Source organism: Stenotrophomonas sp. YJH_SMC_12-1 (assembly GCF_059370935.1).
The window spans coordinates 402,813-419,243 of sequence record NZ_JCAFUD010000004.1; the positions used below are offsets into that span (position 1 = coordinate 402,813).

The following is a 16,431-nucleotide window of genomic DNA, read 5'->3' on the forward strand; positions in this document are numbered from 1 at the left end:
CCGTTAGGCAGGTGACTGACATTTCAGCGTTTGCAACGGTGGCTGCGCACTTCATTCCGGCACGGCAATCGCGCATTCCGGCAAATCCACGGCCGGAATCGGCAGCGGGCTATGCAGAAGCGGCAACGATATCGGCAAGCACATGGGCAATTCCGGCAGAAACCACCCCGAAACCCTTGCGGCGCTTGATTCAGGCCGGCTGGCCGATCTGCGCGGGAGCGCGCATCAGCGTATCGCGCGGCAGCTCGCCGAAAACCTTGCGGTAGTTGTCGGCAAAGCGGGAGAGGTCCCACAGGCCACAGCTGAGGGCGATCGCCTTCACCGAACGGCGGCTGGAATCGGCCATGGACAGGCTGCGGCAGGCAGCGCACAGGCGCAGCATCGAAAGATAACGGTTGGGCGAAGTTCCGAACAGATCCTCGAAGGCATAGCGCAGGCCGCGTTCGCTGACACCCGCCGCGTCGCATATCTCGTTCATGTAGATATTGCGGCGCAGGTTGAGCCGCATGAAGTTCTCCGCCCGCTGCGCGATCAGATAATGCGTGCGCCGGGCGCGGCTGCAACCGGGCCGATCGGCGGCGCCTGCGCCGAGCAGGGCCTGCACGTGCTCGTGCAGCAATCGTTCGGTTTCCTGCGGCTGCAGGCCAGCGCCCTGGCCGAGCTGAAGATGCAGCTGCTGATAATGATGGGCGAGTGGTGCCGAATCGTTCGCCAGATTGAACAGTGAAAGTGCCTGGCCCGCGGGCGGTGTGCTGCGCAGGCTCAGTTCGGTCAACTTGCGTTGCACCCGTGCGACCGGCACCAGCATCAGGGTCATGTGCGTACCGGGGCTGAGCGTAAACTCGCTGATGCCTTCGGGCATCACCGTCAGCGCCATCCCCGGTGCAAGCGGCACCCCGTGGCACCAGCTCAGTGTTTCATCGGTGGCGTGCAGATACCCCAGCATCGCCCAGTCGGGTGGCAGCATGAAGCGGCCACGGCAGTGGAAACCGCAACTGATGCTGCAGAACAGGGCTTCCTCATGCACGCGCGAAGCGAAGGCCGCCCGCGGCCCGTTGCCATCGAGCAGCAGCAGTTCGACATCGCACACGCGAAGTACGCCGCCCAGCGTCGCCAGATCGATCGATCGCAGGCCGCTGTCGTCGCTGTCTTCTACCCCACCATCGACCATGACAGTGTCGTCCCCCCGTTGATCCGCAACTCGCTGCGGCCCCCACTGCCTGACAGGGCCACACCATTCCTCCAGGAACCTTCGCCATTGCCGGGATGGCCTCGGCCGGTGCCGCGCGACCAACCCGGTTGAAAGCAGCAACGTGAGAGCGAGTATGCCCGATAATCATCGAAGGTAAACCCGAACTCCGTATTGAAGAAAATAGATACAGAGATGAAGAAAATGTCGTCGCCAGTGGCACGATATTCGCATGCACCACTGGCTCCATCACAATATCTGCACGTCGATGAATCGTTTTGCCAGCGAAAGGATACGCGTCACAGAAACAACCTGAAAGTTTAAGGGCTGCCGCGTTTCTGCCGAATTTGCATATAGGTTCCAGTTGCAGCCAACCGCCATTCAGGCAAAGTCGACGACACGGTGATCCGGTCGCTTCAAAAACGACCACACCTGGGGGAGCGTATGACCACGACCGTATCGCAGAACAGTTCGACCGCCGGCGCATCGCCGCGTGGTTGCGACGTTGCGGCCGGCATTTCCTCCGGGGCAGATCACCAGGAATGAGCACGGCGGGTCATTCCCGTCATGCCACCCCGCCAGGATGTGCGGGGCCCACGGACGATCCCGGCGGAGCCGGGCCACCGCCCAACAGGTGTCCTGCATCTGCAGACAACAAGTAGAGGGAGACAAGGCCATGAACGCATCCATCCGCAAGTTCCTGAAGGAAGAAGATGGCGTCACCGCGCTCGAGTACGGGCTGCTGGCCGCCGTCATCGCCGGCATCCTGATCGCGGTCGGCAACAAGGAGATCAAGGGGTTCTTCGAGACGCTGTTCAAGAACCTCTCCGACCTTGCCACCAAGGCCTCCGGGTCGGCACCTGCGACCGGCGGTGGCGGCTGAGCCTGCGCGCATCGCACATCCCTGCAGCAGTGCTGGGATGTGCCGGTGGCAACTGCAGGCTGTCCAATGACGGACGACGGAGTGTGCGATGACGTTGCTGGGACTATTGGCCATCGGCGTATGCCTGCGGATCGCGATCAGCGATCTGTATGCCCGCCGGGTGCCCAATGCCTGGCTGTTGTCTGCGTCCATCATTGCCGTCGCATTGATCATCGCGGGGCAGTTCAGCACGCCGCGCCAGCCGTGGCTTGCCCACGCAGCGGGCGCGGCGCTCGGCCTGGTGGCCCTGCTGCCGTTCTATGCCATCCGCTGGATGGGCGCCGGTGACGTCAAGTTCTTCGCGGTACTGGGGCTGATGCTGGGCTGGAAAGCCCTGCTGCCGATCTGGATGGTGGCCAGTCTCGCGGCCGGCCTGCACGCGGCAGTGATCATTGTTGGCCGCCGCCTGGGCGTGATGCTGCCCACGGGCCTTCAGATGCACGTCAACCGCGCCAGCAGCCAATGGCAATCGCACCCCGCCCTGCGCGACATGCAGGCCGCGCGCCAGGGACGACATGGCATTCCCTACGCAGCGTACCTGGCCATCACCGGCATCGGCTGGGTCCTGGCAAGCGTCTATGGAGGTGTGGCATGAACATCCGCGATCCACGGCGTCAACGCGGTGCAGCCAGCATCGAATTTGCCCTGATGCTCATGCTGGGCCTGCTGCCACTGCTGCTGTTCACGTTCTCCGGCGTGATGATCATGGCCGCGCAACAGACATTGTCGACGGCCTCGGCCGAGGGCGCTCGCGCGTCGTTGCGCTATGGCAGCCCCAATGAACGGCGTACCGCAGCCTGCGTAGCAGCCCGCAGTTCGATGCAGTGGCTGTTGAAATTCTCTGGACAGGGTGTCGACTGCAGCAATGGCGGCAGCAACGCAATCGTTGTCTCCGCGCAGGCACCTTGCGCCGGCCTGGCCACTGCCCAGTGCATGACGGTGACCGTCAGCTACGACTACGCCAGCCATCCCTTCCTGCCGGGCACCGCCACGCTTTACAAGTGGGTGATGCAGGCCCCCATCCGTAGTGTCGCGGTCGCCCAGCTCGACCTCGGCAGCGGCAACTGACCATCGGCACAGGAGACGGTTCCATGCTCAAGTTGACCCGCATCGCTGCCGTCGCCCTGATCGGGCTGGCCGTGCTGCTGGCGGTGATCGCCTTGATGATCGGGCGCAAGCAGGCCGCGCCGGCCACGGTTGCTCCGGTCGCGCAGAGCGAAGCCCAGGCGATCACCGTGGTAGAGGCGGTGGCACGACTGCCGGCCGGCGAACCGATCTCTGCCAATGGAGTGCGCCTTGCGCAGAGGACCACGGCGGTAGCCGGTGCTGCCACCAGCATCTCGGCCGTGGTCGGCAAGGTACCAGTGCAGGACATCGCCGAGGGCACCGCCATCAGCAGCGGCGCTCTGGCACAGGGATTCTCGCTGCAACTGCGTCCGGGCGAACGCGCGCTGGCCGTCCCGGTGGACGAACTGGTCGGCGCCGGAAACCGCATCCTGCCGGGTGATTTCGTCGATGTCTTCCTCAACCTGCGCAATGCCCAGCCCAACGCCAGCGGTCCGGCAGAGGCCGCGCAGACCCGCCTGCTGCTGTCGCGGCTGCGCGTACTCAGCTACGGTCAACAGGACATCGCTCCGGTCACCAGCGATGCCGTCGCCGGCAACGAAGGCGATACCCGCAACGATCCCCGCGCCGCCGACATCACCGGCAATGGCAGCAATCATGGCTCGGGCAACGAGGCCACCCAGCCGGCACGCAGTGCGGTGCTGGCAGTGCCGGTGGCCGATGCCAACCGGCTGCTGCTGGGTGCGCAGCAGGGAAAGCTGTTCCTTGCCCTGCGCAACCCGGCCGATACGGGGCAACCCGACCTTGCACTGTTCCCACAGGCGCGTGGCGTGATCGATCCCGTGCGTGGCCTCGATGCCGAACAGCAGCTCGCACTGCAGCGGCCGGAGAACCACGCCTTCGCCGGCATCGATGGTGATGCCCTGGCCGGCCGCGGCAACAGCGCAGCCCGCAGCAACCCGCAGCCGCCGGTGCATGCGCCGGCGGCTCGACGCAGCGCACCGCGTGCGTCGGGCATCGAGATCATCCGTGGCGACAGCTCCGCCCCCCGCGGTTCCCTTTGACCTGCATCGAGCGCATCCATGACCGAACGCCGCCGCCCACGCCCCTCCCCCCGCCAGCGCTGGCTGGCCCTGCTGCTGGTGCTGCTGGCTCCGGCAACAAGCGTGGCCGCAGACGATCTCGTGTTGCAGGCGCGTGAGCAGCGCCCGTGGACGCTTCCGGCCGATCTGGAACGGGTCGCCATCGCCGACCCAGGCGTCGCCGACATCGTGATGCTGCGTGGGCAGCGCCAGGCCCTGCTGGTCGGAAAAGCGCCGGGTACGACGACCCTCCTGCTGTGGCACCGCAAGCAGGCCGAGCCGCAACGCCTGCAGGTGCGGGTGCAGAGTGCCGTGCAGGGCGCGGCAGACGGAGGCTCCAACGGGCTGGTGTTCACCCAGCAGGACAACCAGGGCCTGCTGCAGGGAAGCACCGATAGCGTGCTCTCGCACATGCAGGAACAGAAGACCGCGGCCATGGCGCTGGGCAAGGACGGGCTGCTTGCCGACGCGTCGACGGTCAGCAGCGGTGGCGTGGTGCAGGTCGAGGTCAAGGTGGTCGAGTTCAACAAGACCGCATTGAAGCAGATCGGCATCAGCTTCCAGAACCGCAATGGCAGCTTCGCCTACGGCTTCGCCCGCCCGGGCGGCCAGTTGCCGGGCAACACCGGCATCCTGCCGGGCATGAAGGAAGGCAACTCCGGCAACGAGGCCGAGTCGCCCATTTCTTCGGCGTTCCGGCTGGTGTTCGGCTCGACCAAGGGCCTGTGGAACGCCGATGTCGACCTGTTGCAGAGCAACGGCATGGCGCGCGTGCTGGCCGAACCGACCCTGGTCGCATTATCCGGCCAGAGCGCCAGCTTCCTGGCTGGCGGCGAACTGCCGATCCTGGAACCGCAGGGCCTGGGCACCACCACCATCACCTATAAACCGTTCGGCATCGGCCTGACGGTGACACCAACGGTACTGGCTCCCAACCGCATCGCGCTGAAGGTCGCACCGGAAGCCAGTGATCTGGACTACAGCAACGCCATTGCCCTCAATGGCGTGCAGATTCCCTCGATCACCACGCGCCGTGCCGACACCACGGTCGAACTGGGCGATGGCGAGAGCTTCGTGATCGGCGGCCTGGTCAGCTCCAATGTCGTCTCCAACGTCGGCAAGATCCCGCTGCTGGGCGACCTGCCGATCATCGGCTCGTTCTTCCGCAACTTCGACTACAAGCGCCAGGACAAGGAGCTGGTGATCATCGTCACGCCGCGGCTGGTGCAGCCGCTGGCGCGCAACACCGAGCTGCCGTTGCCTGGCGAACGCGAGGCCAAGCCGCACATGCCCGAATGGGGCGCCTGGCTGCTGGGTCCCATCAGCCAGGATCCGGTACCCGGCTTCTCACGCTGATTCCATGATGCCTGCGATACCACGCCCATGCCCTACGCCACTGCCCAGCCGCTGCATCCGCAAGGACCGCCGATGAATCTGGTCCTGTACGGAATGGATCGCGAACTGCTGCCCCGGCTGGCGGCCAAACTGCCGCCGACCACTACCCTGCACTGGCAGGACAGCACCGCGCCGACCTCCGCTCTGGACCTGCAACGCGGGCCGCAGAGCCTTGTGCTGCTGGATTTCCGCCCTGAACATGCCGCCGCCTCCAGCGTGCTGGCGCAGCAACTGCAACAGACCGAACCGGATCTTGCGTTGGTTGCCGTCGGTGCCACCAGTACCGGCCAGGTGGAAGGCATCGTCATTGCATTGCGGGCGGGCCTGCGCGACGTGCTGGACCTGGACAGCGACAACGTCGGCATCGAGGCCGCGCTGCGCCGCGCCCTGGCGCCGCGACCGGCTGCCGCCGCGCAGCACGCGCACAAGGCGCGCCTGATCGTGCTGCTGGGCGTGCGCGCCGGAGTGGGCACCAGTACGCTGGCCGCGCATCTTTCGGTGCTGGCACAGCAGACCCGTGCGCTGGCGCAGGGCGAGGCACTGCAGCAGGATGGCCTGCTGATGGAGCTGGCCCAGCCTTCGGGTGACCTCGCGCTGTACCTCAACCTGGACAGCCGCTTCCATTACGAAGACGCGCTGCGCAACGCCAGCCGCATCGACGCCACCCTCGCCCGCACTGCGATGGCTCGCCATGACACCGGCCTGGTGCTGCTGGACCGCGCCAGCGGCAGCGATGCGGTGCCGCCATCCGATCCGGCTGCGCTGCTGCAGCGCCTGCGCCACGTATTCGCCAGCGTGCTGTGCGATGCCGGTGGCTGCCCGCTGCGGCAGCTACCGCCGCTGTTGCTGGACCAGGCCGACGAGATCTGGCTGGTCACGGACGCTTCGATCGCCACGCTGGTATCGCTCGACCAGGCCTTGAAGCACCTGGCCGGCCAGCGCGAACGGGAGAAGCGCCTGCAGCTGGTGATCAACCGCCACGACGACAGCAGCGGCATGAGTCCCGACCAGATCGCACGCCGATTCGAAGTGCCACTGCTGGCCACGCTGCCCGAACGCCCGCGCGTGCGCCTGGCGGCCAGCCAGGGACATCTGCTGCTGCAGGACGCACCGCGCGACCCCTACCTGCGTGCCCTCGCCCCGCTTGTATCGCGCCTGGATCCGGCTGCCTGCCCGGTCCAGGCCCATGGCCTGCGGGAAAGACTCTCCCTTGCCCTGGGTGGATCGCAATGGAAGACAAGGTAACCCCGTTCCCGCATGCCGCCACCCGCCCGGTGCTGCCCGACAGCGCCCCGGCCCACCTGCCGTTCGCGCAGACCGAGCAGTACCAGAAGGTGCTGTCGGCCGCCCATGAGCACCTGCTCAACAGCATCGAGGACGAGCGCATCGATATCGATTCCTGGGCCCCTGACACCATCGCCCGCTGGGTGCAGGTGCAGACGGTGGGCTTCATCCAGGAATGGCGCATCCCGATCAACGAGGAGGAGATGCAGGTGGTGGCCGAAGGCCTGGTCAAGGAGCTGACCGGCTTCGGCCCGCTCGACGACCTGCTGCACGACCCGACGATCGAGGACATCCTGATCAATGGGTTCAAGGATGTGCATGTCTCGCAGGGAGGACAGCTCAAGCGCGCCACCCAGCGTTTCACCGACGACACCCACCTGCTGCGCATCCTTCGCCGCATCCTCGCGCCGCTGGGCCGCCGACTGGACGACTCCAACCCGATGGTCGATGCGCGCCTGCCCAACGGCGGCCGCCTCAACGCGATCATCTCGCCGCTGGCGGTGGATGGCCCGATGGTGTCCATCCGCAAGTTCCGCAAGGATCCGTTCACCCCCGACGAGCTGCTGGCCAAGGGCACCTTCGATGCGCCGATGCAAGCGCTGCTGAAGGCCATGGTGCTGGGCCGCTGCAACATCCTGGTGTCTGGCGGCACCAGTTCCGGCAAGACTTCACTGCTGAACGCACTGGCCAGCTACGTGCCGCCGAACGAACGCGTGATCACCGTCGAGGACACCGCCGAACTGTCACTCAACCACCCGCACGTGGTCCGCCTGGAAAGCCGCATCGGTGGCGCCGAAGGCCATGGCGCGGTGAGCATCCGCGACCTGGTCCGTAACAGCCTGCGCATGCGCCCGGACCGTATCGTGGTCGGCGAGGTGCGCGGCGCCGAGGTACTGGAAATGCTGCAGGCGATGAACACCGGCCATGACGGCTCGATGGCGACCATCCATGCCAACTCTCCGCGCGACTGCCTGTACCGCATCGAGATGCTGGCCGGGTTCGCCGGATTCCAGGGCAGCGAGGACAGCCTGCGCCGGCAGATCGCCAGCGCCATCGACTTCATCGTGCAGATCTCGCGGCTGGGCAGCGGCCGGCGCGTGCTGGTCTCGATCACGGAAATCACCGGTGTCAGTGACAACCTGATCACGACCCAGGAAATGTTCCGTCACGAACTGCAGATCGATGGCAACGGCAAGGAAATCGATCGCTGGATCGGACTGGGCTTCCACCCGCATTCGCACAAGCTGGAGCCGTTCCGGCAGCAGTTGCGCGAATCGTTGTACGGAGACTTCTGAGCATGGGCACGGGCCTGCTGCTGGGTGTACTGAGCATCATCTCGGTGCTGCTGGCGCTTGCGGTATGGCTGTGGGGCACCGCCAGCAACCGGGAGCAACGCCAGGCTTCGCTACAGCACGCCGAGCAGCAGCTGGCTCGCGGAGGCGCCAGTGGCGGAGCCCCGGCCGGGGCATCCGTAGCCGCCGCCAACGACCCGGCGCGACCGGCAAGTGCCGGGCGCCGGGTGTTGCCGCTGGACGGCCTGCTGCAACGTGCGGGCCTGCAGACGGGTTGGAAGCTGCCCATCATGATGCTGGTGCCGGGACTGGTGCTTTCGGTCGTGGCCATGCTCAGGCTCGGTACGGCGTGGATGTTCCCCCTGACCCTGCTGCTGTACCTGCTGGCCTGCTGGCTGTGGGTCATGCGCCGCACCACGAAACTGCGCGCACAGCTGCTGCACCAGCTGCCCGACTTCCTCGACAACCTGGTGCGGCTGACCGCGCTCGGCAACAGCCTGCAGGCTGCCTTCCAGGTGGCATCGATGCAGACCAGCGCGCCGCTGCGCGGACTGCTGGACACCACCGTGCGCTAAGCGCGCAGCGGCATGGACCTGGACCGTGCCCTGAGCCTGGCGGCACAGCCCTACCGGATGGATGTGCTCAAGGTGCTGTCCGTCGTGATCGGTGTCAGCGTACGCATCGGCGGACGCTCCGATCAGATCCTACAGCGCATGGGCGATTTCATGCGCGACCTGGAGCAGGCCCAGCAGGAGCTGGCCGCGACCACGTCGGAAACGCGCATGTCAGCCTGGGTGCTCGGCCTGCTGCCACCGGCCAGCGCGGTGCTGATGGCCATATCGAGCCCCGAATTCTTCCAGCCGGTGCTGCACGATCCGCTGGGTCACAAGATCCTGTTGATCGCGCTGGGGCTGGAGCTGTTTGGCGCTTTCCTGCTCTACCGCCTGGCCAAGTCGCTATGACCACCCGGATCCGCCACGGAGGTGCCCGATGAGTGCCAGCACCTGGTTTGCCCTGTCGCTGCTGGTTCTGGCCGCCGGTGTTGCCCTGCTGGGCATCGCCGGATGGGTACGCAGCCATCGCGAACAGCGCACTTCGGCCACTTTGAAGACCGCACTGCAACCGCGGGATGAGGCGCGCGACACGGAGGCCGCGCGCCGTGATTCGCTGGGTTGGCTGGAACGCTTCGGGCGCGCGCTCAGTGGCGGCCGCCTGGAATCTGCATTGCTGGCCAATGAAGACCGGCTGCTGCTGGACCTGGCGGGCTGGAACACACGTCGTGGCACCGCCATCTATCTTGGCCTGCGCCTGCTGCTGGGCGTGCTGGTGCTGATGCTGGCCCTGGCGTTCAGCAGCGCCCAGGGGCTGGCCAGGATGATGGTCGTGATCGGTGCGCTCGCGGCAGGCCTGCTGCTGCCGAAGTTCATCCTCTCTTCGTGGGTGAAGCGGCGCCGGCGCGCCGTCGACAACGAGCTGCCCCTGCTGATCGACCTGCTGCGCCTGCTGCAGGGCGTGGGCTTCAGCATGGACCAGAGCCTGCAGACGCTGGGCGACAAGCTGCGCGACGCGTTGCCGGTGCTTGGCGGCGAGTTGCAGGAGGCCAACGTCGCGTACACCCATGGCCGCACGCGCGCGCAGTCCCTGCGCCGGCTGAGCGAGGTCTACGCCGATGATGACCTGACCAGCCTGATGCAGTTGATCCTGCAGGTGCACGCGCATGGCGGCGCAGTGCAGGAACCACTGCGGCAGTTCAGCATCCGGTTGCGCGAACAGCGCCGCAACACCCTGAAGGAAAAGGTTGGCAAGCTCTCGGTGAAAATGACCGTGGTGATGATGCTGACCCTGCTGCCAGCGCTGATGCTGGTTCTTGCCGGACCGGCGCTGGTCGCGCTGGCCACCACCATGTCCAAGATGGGATCGCCCTGATGCCTGCCCTGCGCACCTCCTGCCTGTTGCTCGCCCTTGCCGCCGTCGCCAGTGGTTGTGCGTCGACCACGCCGAAGTACCTGCGCGCGCCCAGCCTGGCCGCGCCCGAACCGGCGCCGCAGGACAGCCGCAATGCCTACCTGGAACTGATCGGGCGCATGCAGCAGCAGGGTGCCTGGTATGCCTCGCTGGCCCACGTCGATGCCTTCCGCCAGCGCTATGGCGACCCGCCGGCGTTGCGCCTGCTGCAGGCCGACGCCCTGCGCGAGACCGGCCAGGCCGACGCTGCCATCGCCCTGTACCGCGAGCTCTCCAGTGGCCCGCAGGCCGCTGCAGCCGCACACGGCCTGGGCCTGATCGCCGCGCGCCGAGACGATGATGGCGGCAGCGAGGAGGCACTGGCCCGAGCCACGCTGCTGCAGCCATTGAACACCGATTACCTGGGCGATCTCGGCTATGCACGTCTGCGTGCAGGTCAGTTCGAACAGGCGCGTGAACCGTTGGCCAAGGCGCTGGAGCTGTCTCCAGGCAATCCCAAGGCCACCGCCAACCTCGCCCTGTGGGCGGTGCTGCGTGGCGACACCACCACTGCAGAGCGCCTCGCCGGACAGGCCAATCTCAACGAGGACACCCGCCGCAGCATCCAGCAACAGGCCGCGCAGATCCGTGCCCGCCTGCAGCAGCGCCAGGCCGCCGCGGCAGCTGCCGCAGTCGTGCCGGCCCCTGCGCGTGCTACCGCCAGCGATGCCGGCAGCAACCGGCCCGGCGCTACGCGACTGGCGGCGGAACCACGCCGCGACAGCCGCGATGAGCGCGATCCGCAGCGCCTGCCGCCCTCGATGCTGGAACGCTTCAGCACCTCCGATCAGCCGAACGGAAACACTCCATGAGCGCCATGCCCCTGACCCGACACCTGTTGCCTGCACTGGCCTGCCTGCTGTTGACCGGCGGCGCGCAGGCGCAGCAGCAACCCCTGACCGGGCAGATGCTTGGCTGCAGCACGCCCGCTGCGCCGCCTTCGCAGCCGCTGCAGTCCGAGTCACTGGCCACCGTGGATCTGGCGACCCCGCCGGCACCGGTGCCGCAGGCGGCGCCTGCAGCGGTCGCCACCACCGACGGCAACGCTGCAGCCGCGCGACCCGGCCGCAGCCGGATCGGCGACACCACGCGCGACCTGTTCCGCCTGCAGGCATCAGGGCAGCAGGCCGGGCAACGCCTGCCGATCCTCGGCGACCAGGCCACGTTGAGCTACGCCCGCTACATGAAGAGCTTCGAACACGAGATCCCGGACTTCTTTGAAACCGATGTCGCCAAGTCCAAGGGATCATCCTCATCGGGACGCTGAGGTAGGCCATGAAACGCCCACGCCAGTTCAGTTTCGGCCGCCCACGCGGCGGCATGTCGGTCACCATGATGCTGGTCATGCTGGCGCTGCTCGCCATGCTGGGCCTGGTAGAGATCGGCTATCTGTTCTGGGCCAAGCGTGACGCACAGAAAGTCGCGGACCTCGCTGCACTGGCCGGTGCACAACGGCTGGAGCTGTGCACGTCTGACAACAGCGACAACAGTGCAGCGCGGCAGAGCGCGGTCACCCAGAACAGGTTTGCAGGCACCGTGCAGATCCGCTGCGGCAACTGGAGCGCCACACGCAGCACGTCGAACCGCTTCGTCACCACCATCGATGCCAGCAACCCGCGCAATGCCGTGCAGGTAGTCGCGCAGCGCAGCGTGCTGCCGTTCTTCGGCCAGAACACCGGCCTGCCCACCGTCAGCGTGGAGGCCGTAGCCCGCCGTTCGGAGCCCACTGCAGTATTCGCGGTCGGTTCGCAGCTGCTGCGCACCAATGGCGACTCGGTACTGTTGTCGACCCTGCGCCTGGTCGGCCTGGATGTGACCAACGCCACCGTGCTCTCCTATGACGGCCTCGCCCAGGCCAACATCACGCCGTCGGGCCTGCTCAAGGCGTTGAACATCCCGGTCAGCGCCAACCTCAGCGTGGCTGACTTCAACCGGCTGCTGTCGGTCAACAAGGTCTCGCTGGCACAGCTGGTCGATGCCACCGCCACCGTGGTCGGCCGCGACAGCACCGTGGGCGTACAGCTGCGTGCACTGTCCGATCTGGTCGCCACCCAGCTGGACATCAACAAGCTCAACATCGTGCTGGGCAGCCAGTCCGGTGGCGGCGGTCTGTTCGCCGAAGTGGTCTCGCCCGATGGCACGATCGGCAGCGCGCTGGAAGCGAAGGTCAACGTGCTCAACCTGATCAGTACCGCCATCTCCATCGCCAACGACGGCAATGGCGTTGCGGTGAAGGGACTGGACCTGCTGGGCATCAACATCCAGGCCGGCGTGGTGGAACCGCCCTCGATCGCCATCGGTGGCGTCGGCACACGCGCGTACAACGCGCAGGTGCGGCTGATGGTGGACGTGGACAGCAACAACCTGTTCGCGGTGGGCCCGTTGCTGAACCTGCTCGGCACGCGCCTGCACCTGCCACTGCATGTCGATGTCGCCAACGCGATGGGCACGCTGACCGGTATCCAGTGCGGCGCCAGTCCACCCAAGGCCACCATCCAGGTCGATTCGTCGGTGCTGCGCGCCTGCGTCGGTAATGTCGACCCGGCGCAACGCTTTTCCAGGAGCAATGTCTGCGACGCCACCCTGAAGAACGAGCAGTTGCTGAGACTACTCGGACAACCCCTGATCAATGACAGGATCACCCTGCCCGCCCTGACCGGCTCCCAGAACCTGACCCTGGCCGCCGGCGAGACCGCCTCGACCCGGATCAACCCGCTGGCAGTAGGCAACGCGGTGTCGGACCTGGTCAATGAACTGCTGCGCGTGCTGTCAGGCATGCTCAACTCACCCAAGCAGGGCATGAGCACCAACGACACTGCCAAGGCACTGGCCGACCGCTACCTGCAGGCGGCCTTTCCCACTGGCGGGCGCTACAACGTCGATCAGGTCATTCCGTTGCTGCGCGATGGCGACCCGGCACGCAACCTTGCCCCGCTGGGCAACTGGACGGTGAAGAATGGCGTCCCCAAGCCCTGCCTGCTGGGCTTGACCACCTGCTGGGAAGACGGTTCGGTGTGGACCGGCTACAGGACCACGGTCACCGGCCAGGGCCTGGGCCTGCTCGATGGCCTGCTCGGCTCGCTGGTCGGTGGCCTGCTGATCAACCGCTGCGACAGCCTGCTCGGCAACCTGATCGACTACAACGGCTGCGTGCGCAACAACCTGGCCTCGTACATCCAGACCGCGCCGGCCGGCTTCCTCGATGGTGCAGGGGGGACAGGTGTCACCAATCCCGATGGCAGCATCAGCTGCAGCGGGCTGCTGTGCACGCTGCTCAAGCCGATCCTGGCCGCCCTGCGGCCGGTGCTCAACAGCGTCGGCACCCTGCTGACCAACCTGCTGGCCAGCGTGCTGGGCCTGGAACTGGGCCGCACCGACGTCAACGTGCAGTCCATCCAGTGCAGCGCGGCGCAGCTGGTCTACTGACCCGTGACCGGCGCCCTTGGCGGCGCCTGCGCCCATGCTAGACTCCCGGCGGGGAACCACCTTCATCTCAACCCACACTCATCCGTGGATGGTCTAGACATGCGAGAAACTTCAGGGGGCGCGGTCTTCGCCCGGCACGCGCGCGGCGCGGCACTGCTGGCCGTGGCCATGATGCTGGTGGCACCGGCGGCCATGGCTGCCCGTGGCGACCGCGAAGCAGCAGAGCCGGCCGCACGCAGCGCGCCGGTGGTGCGCAACACCGTTGACGAGCTCAAGCAGCTGATGGATTCGCGCCAGCTGACCGAGCTGCGCACGACCTACAACGGCAACTATGGCGCCAGCCTGCTGTTCAACGCCAACACCCTGACCTACTACGTCGCCCTGTTCCAGGAGAAGAACTTCTGGCGGGTGATCAAGACCGATGCGGTCGACAACGCCGAGCGCGTCTACCGTACCTTTGCCCAGCAATCGGAACAGCTGGCGCAGGTCTACATCGATACGACCCGCCTGGAAGCCGGCAAGCGCTACACCGAGCGCCTGGTGGCCTACAACGAGGAGCGCCTGCGCGCCCTGCAGCAGGAAATGGAACAGCAGCAGGCGCAGTCGGCCCAGGTCAGCGCCGCCCTGCAGCAGGCGCAGCAGCAGGCGGTCAGCCTCAGCACCGACGTGCAGAGCACCAACAGCCAGCTGGATGCCCTGCAGCGCCGCATCCAGATCCTGCAGGCCGAACAGGGCAACCCGGAGCTGAGCCTGCCCAAGCCGGAAGGCGTTCCCTCGCCGGCACCGGCTGCCGCCAGCGACGGGCGCTGAAGGCCAGCGCACAGTAGTCCCGCACGACGGCGCCCTTGGGCGCCGTTGTCGTTTCCATCATTACCGGATTCAGCGGCACGCGTCGTACACCGCGTCATCGAGCTGCCGACGCTGTACGAAGTCCAGGCGCTTGGCCTTGGCCAGCACCTCCCCGCGGCGCTGTCGTGCGCGCTCACAGGCCCTGGGGTCCGTGCTGATGGGTATCAGCGCGGCCTGCGGCCGCCCCGAGCGCACGGTGCGCGGTCGCGCCGGCACCGCGCTGCCCGCGCCGGCCGGCTTTGGCACCGGTCCGCGTGACAGCGACTGCTCCTCGGGCACCTCCCAGCGCCATTCCGCATGCCCCTGGCAGGGTGTCTGCTGATAGACCGGATGTGGCCCGTCCACGCATTTGTACACGTTGGTCTGCGCATGAACCGCCGTGACCAGCATCAGGCACAACAGTGGGCTGCATCGCATTCTCGGCATCGCGGGCTCCTCGACCAGGCTGCCGCCATCGTCTGTGCGGTGGCCGCTTCATGCCAGAGCGATACGCGTCACAGTCCGGGCAATCCAGCACAGCCGTGCAAGCCGTCCGATGTGCACTGCGATGTACTGCCGAAGGCACCGGCACCGCTGCCAGTGCCTTCCCTCCCTTCCGCCAAGGAACCCGCAATGAGCAATTACGTCACCGTCGCCGATGGCGCCCGCATTTTCTACAAGGATTGGGGTACCGGCCAGCCGGTCGTGTTCGCCCACGGCTGGCCGCTGTCGTCCGATGCCTGGGACCCGCAGATGCTGTTCATGGGCCAGAACGGCTTCCGCGTGATCGCCCACGACCGTCGCAGCCACGGCCGTTCGAGCCAGACCTGGGATGGCAACAACATGGACACCTACGCCGATGACCTGGCCGCGGTGATCGAGGCGCTGGACCTGAAGGACGCGATCCTGGTCGGTCATTCCACCGGCGGCGGCGAAGTGGCCCACTACATCGGCCGCCACGGCAGCAAGCGCGTGTCAAAAGTGGTGCTGGTCGGCGCCGTGCCGCCGCTGATGCTGAAAACCGACGCCAATCCGGCCGGTACCCCGCTGGACGTCTTCGACGGCATCCGCAAGGGCACGGGCGGTGACCGCTCGCAGTTCTTCAAGGACCTGACCGCACCGTTCTTCGGTGCCAACCGCGATGGCAATACCGTTACCCAGGGCATGCGTGATTCGTTCTGGCTGCAGGGCATGCTCGGCGGCGTCAAGGGCCAGTACGACTGCGTGCACGAATTCTCGGAAGTGGACTACACCGAGGACCTGAAGAAGATCGACGTGCCGGCGCTGGTGGTGCACGGCGATGACGACCAGATCGTCCCGTTCGATGCCTCGGCGAAGCTGTCCTCGCAGATCATCAAGAATGCCGAGCTGAAGGTGTACGTCGGTGCGCCGCATGGCCTGACCGTCACCCACGCCGACCAGTTCAACGCCGACCTGCTCGCGTTCGCGCGCAGCTGATGTACCGCGGCGGCGCCGCACCGGTGCCGCCGCCCCTTCGGTAGAGCCGGCCGCTGGCCGGCAACCCGATCATCCATCGTGATCACGCGCAGCCGGCCAGCGGCCTCTGCTTCGGTAGTGCCGGCCACTGGCCGGCAACCCGATCACCATCGTGATCACGCGCAGCCGGCCAGCGGCCGGCTCTACCACTGGCGGGTCAAACGCCTCTGCTTCAGTAGTGCCGGCCGCTGGCCGGCAACCCGATCACCATCGTGATCACGCACAGCCGGCCAGCGGCCGGCTCTACCACCGGCGGGTCAAACGCCTCTGCTTCGGTAGTGCCGGCCGCTGGCCGGCAACCCAATCACCATCGTGATCACGCACAGCCGGCCAGCGGCCGGCTCTACCACCGGCGGGTCAACCGCCTCTGCTTCGGTAGTGCCGGCCGCTGGCCGGCAACCCCATCATCCATCGTGATCACGCACAGCCGGCCAGCGGCCGGCTCTA

15 protein-coding genes and 1 pseudogene are annotated in these 16,431 nt (G+C 66.7%); 14 read left to right on the forward strand and 2 right to left on the reverse strand.

Annotated elements, in window-relative coordinates; genetic code table 11:
• Positions 1 to 190: 190 nt before the first annotated feature.
• The gene (locus AC5P8Y_RS10195; RefSeq protein ID WP_005409990.1) at positions 191 to 1,171 is read right to left on the reverse strand and encodes an AraC family transcriptional regulator; all 981 of its coding nucleotides are present in this window, start codon (positions 1,169 to 1,171) and stop codon (positions 191 to 193) included.
• A 694-nt stretch (positions 1,172 to 1,865) separates the two neighbouring features.
• On the opposite strand from AC5P8Y_RS10195, the gene AC5P8Y_RS10200 reads away from it, so the two are divergent.
• The 13 genes and pseudogenes from AC5P8Y_RS10200 (at position 1,866) to AC5P8Y_RS10260 (ending at position 14,469) form a co-directional block, all read left to right on the forward strand.
• A complete protein-coding gene (locus AC5P8Y_RS10200) occupies positions 1,866 to 2,072 on the forward strand; it encodes a Flp family type IVb pilin (RefSeq protein ID WP_043035237.1) in 207 nt (68 codons plus the stop codon).
• 88 nt (positions 2,073 to 2,160) lie between these two features.
• Positions 2,161 to 2,706, forward strand: a complete 546-nt coding sequence (locus AC5P8Y_RS10205; protein ID WP_088470602.1) for an A24 family peptidase — start codon at positions 2,161 to 2,163, stop codon at positions 2,704 to 2,706.
• Positions 2,703 to 3,179, forward strand: a complete 477-nt coding sequence (locus AC5P8Y_RS10210; protein WP_111108730.1) for a TadE/TadG family type IV pilus assembly protein — start codon at positions 2,703 to 2,705, stop codon at positions 3,177 to 3,179. Before AC5P8Y_RS10205 ends, AC5P8Y_RS10210 begins: the two co-directional genes overlap by 4 nt.
• Before the next feature lie 23 nt (positions 3,180 to 3,202).
• The gene (gene cpaB, locus AC5P8Y_RS10215) at positions 3,203 to 4,240 is read left to right on the forward strand and encodes a Flp pilus assembly protein CpaB (RefSeq protein WP_111108731.1); all 1,038 of its coding nucleotides are present in this window, start codon (positions 3,203 to 3,205) and stop codon (positions 4,238 to 4,240) included.
• Positions 4,241 to 4,258: 18 nt separating this feature from the next.
• Positions 4,259 to 5,614 carry a type II and III secretion system protein family protein gene (locus AC5P8Y_RS10220; RefSeq protein WP_111108732.1) on the forward strand — a complete coding sequence of 452 codons (1,356 nt, stop codon included), beginning with the start codon at positions 4,259 to 4,261 and terminating at the stop codon, positions 5,612 to 5,614.
• Positions 5,615 to 5,641: 27 nt separating this feature from the next.
• The gene (locus AC5P8Y_RS10225; RefSeq protein ID WP_111108733.1) at positions 5,642 to 6,898 is read left to right on the forward strand and encodes a CpaE/TadZ family protein; all 1,257 of its coding nucleotides are present in this window, start codon (positions 5,642 to 5,644) and stop codon (positions 6,896 to 6,898) included.
• Positions 6,883 to 8,232, forward strand: a complete 1,350-nt coding sequence (locus AC5P8Y_RS10230; RefSeq protein WP_005413742.1) for a TadA family conjugal transfer-associated ATPase — start codon at positions 6,883 to 6,885, stop codon at positions 8,230 to 8,232. Before AC5P8Y_RS10225 ends, AC5P8Y_RS10230 begins: the two co-directional genes overlap by 16 nt.
• A 2-nt stretch (positions 8,233 to 8,234) precedes the next feature.
• Positions 8,235 to 9,191 (forward strand): annotated as a pseudogene (locus tag AC5P8Y_RS10235) (type II secretion system F family protein).
• A gap of 28 nt (positions 9,192 to 9,219) precedes the next feature.
• On the forward strand, positions 9,220 to 10,155 hold the full coding sequence (locus AC5P8Y_RS10240; protein ID WP_088470604.1) for a type II secretion system F family protein: 936 nt from the start codon (positions 9,220 to 9,222) through the stop codon (positions 10,153 to 10,155).
• Positions 10,155 to 11,045: a tetratricopeptide repeat protein gene (locus tag AC5P8Y_RS10245; RefSeq protein WP_049404151.1), complete on the forward strand. Its 891-nt coding sequence runs from the start codon at positions 10,155 to 10,157 to the stop codon at positions 11,043 to 11,045. The genes AC5P8Y_RS10240 and AC5P8Y_RS10245 overlap by 1 nt, the downstream gene beginning before the upstream one ends.
• Positions 11,042 to 11,500: a DUF3613 domain-containing protein gene (locus AC5P8Y_RS10250; protein WP_111108734.1), complete on the forward strand. Its 459-nt coding sequence runs from the start codon at positions 11,042 to 11,044 to the stop codon at positions 11,498 to 11,500. The genes AC5P8Y_RS10245 and AC5P8Y_RS10250 overlap by 4 nt, the downstream gene beginning before the upstream one ends.
• An 8-nt stretch (positions 11,501 to 11,508) precedes the next feature.
• Positions 11,509 to 13,659: a TadG family pilus assembly protein gene (locus AC5P8Y_RS10255; RefSeq protein WP_049404145.1), complete on the forward strand. Its 2,151-nt coding sequence runs from the start codon at positions 11,509 to 11,511 to the stop codon at positions 13,657 to 13,659.
• A gap of 99 nt (positions 13,660 to 13,758) precedes the next feature.
• Positions 13,759 to 14,469, forward strand: a complete 711-nt coding sequence (locus tag AC5P8Y_RS10260; RefSeq protein ID WP_049404146.1) for a DUF2968 domain-containing protein — start codon at positions 13,759 to 13,761, stop codon at positions 14,467 to 14,469.
• Between the two features lie 69 nt (positions 14,470 to 14,538).
• Here the strand turns inward: AC5P8Y_RS10260 and AC5P8Y_RS10265 are convergent, their stop codons facing one another.
• Positions 14,539 to 14,934 carry a hypothetical protein gene (locus AC5P8Y_RS10265; RefSeq protein ID WP_024958102.1) on the reverse strand — a complete coding sequence of 132 codons (396 nt, stop codon included), beginning with the start codon at positions 14,932 to 14,934 and terminating at the stop codon, positions 14,539 to 14,541.
• A gap of 186 nt (positions 14,935 to 15,120) precedes the next feature.
• Between AC5P8Y_RS10265 and AC5P8Y_RS10270 the strand changes: the two genes are divergently transcribed.
• Complete coding sequence (locus AC5P8Y_RS10270) at positions 15,121 to 15,945, forward strand: alpha/beta fold hydrolase (RefSeq protein ID WP_111108735.1); 825 nt, start codon at positions 15,121 to 15,123, stop codon at positions 15,943 to 15,945.
• Positions 15,946 to 16,431 lie beyond the last annotated feature (486 nt).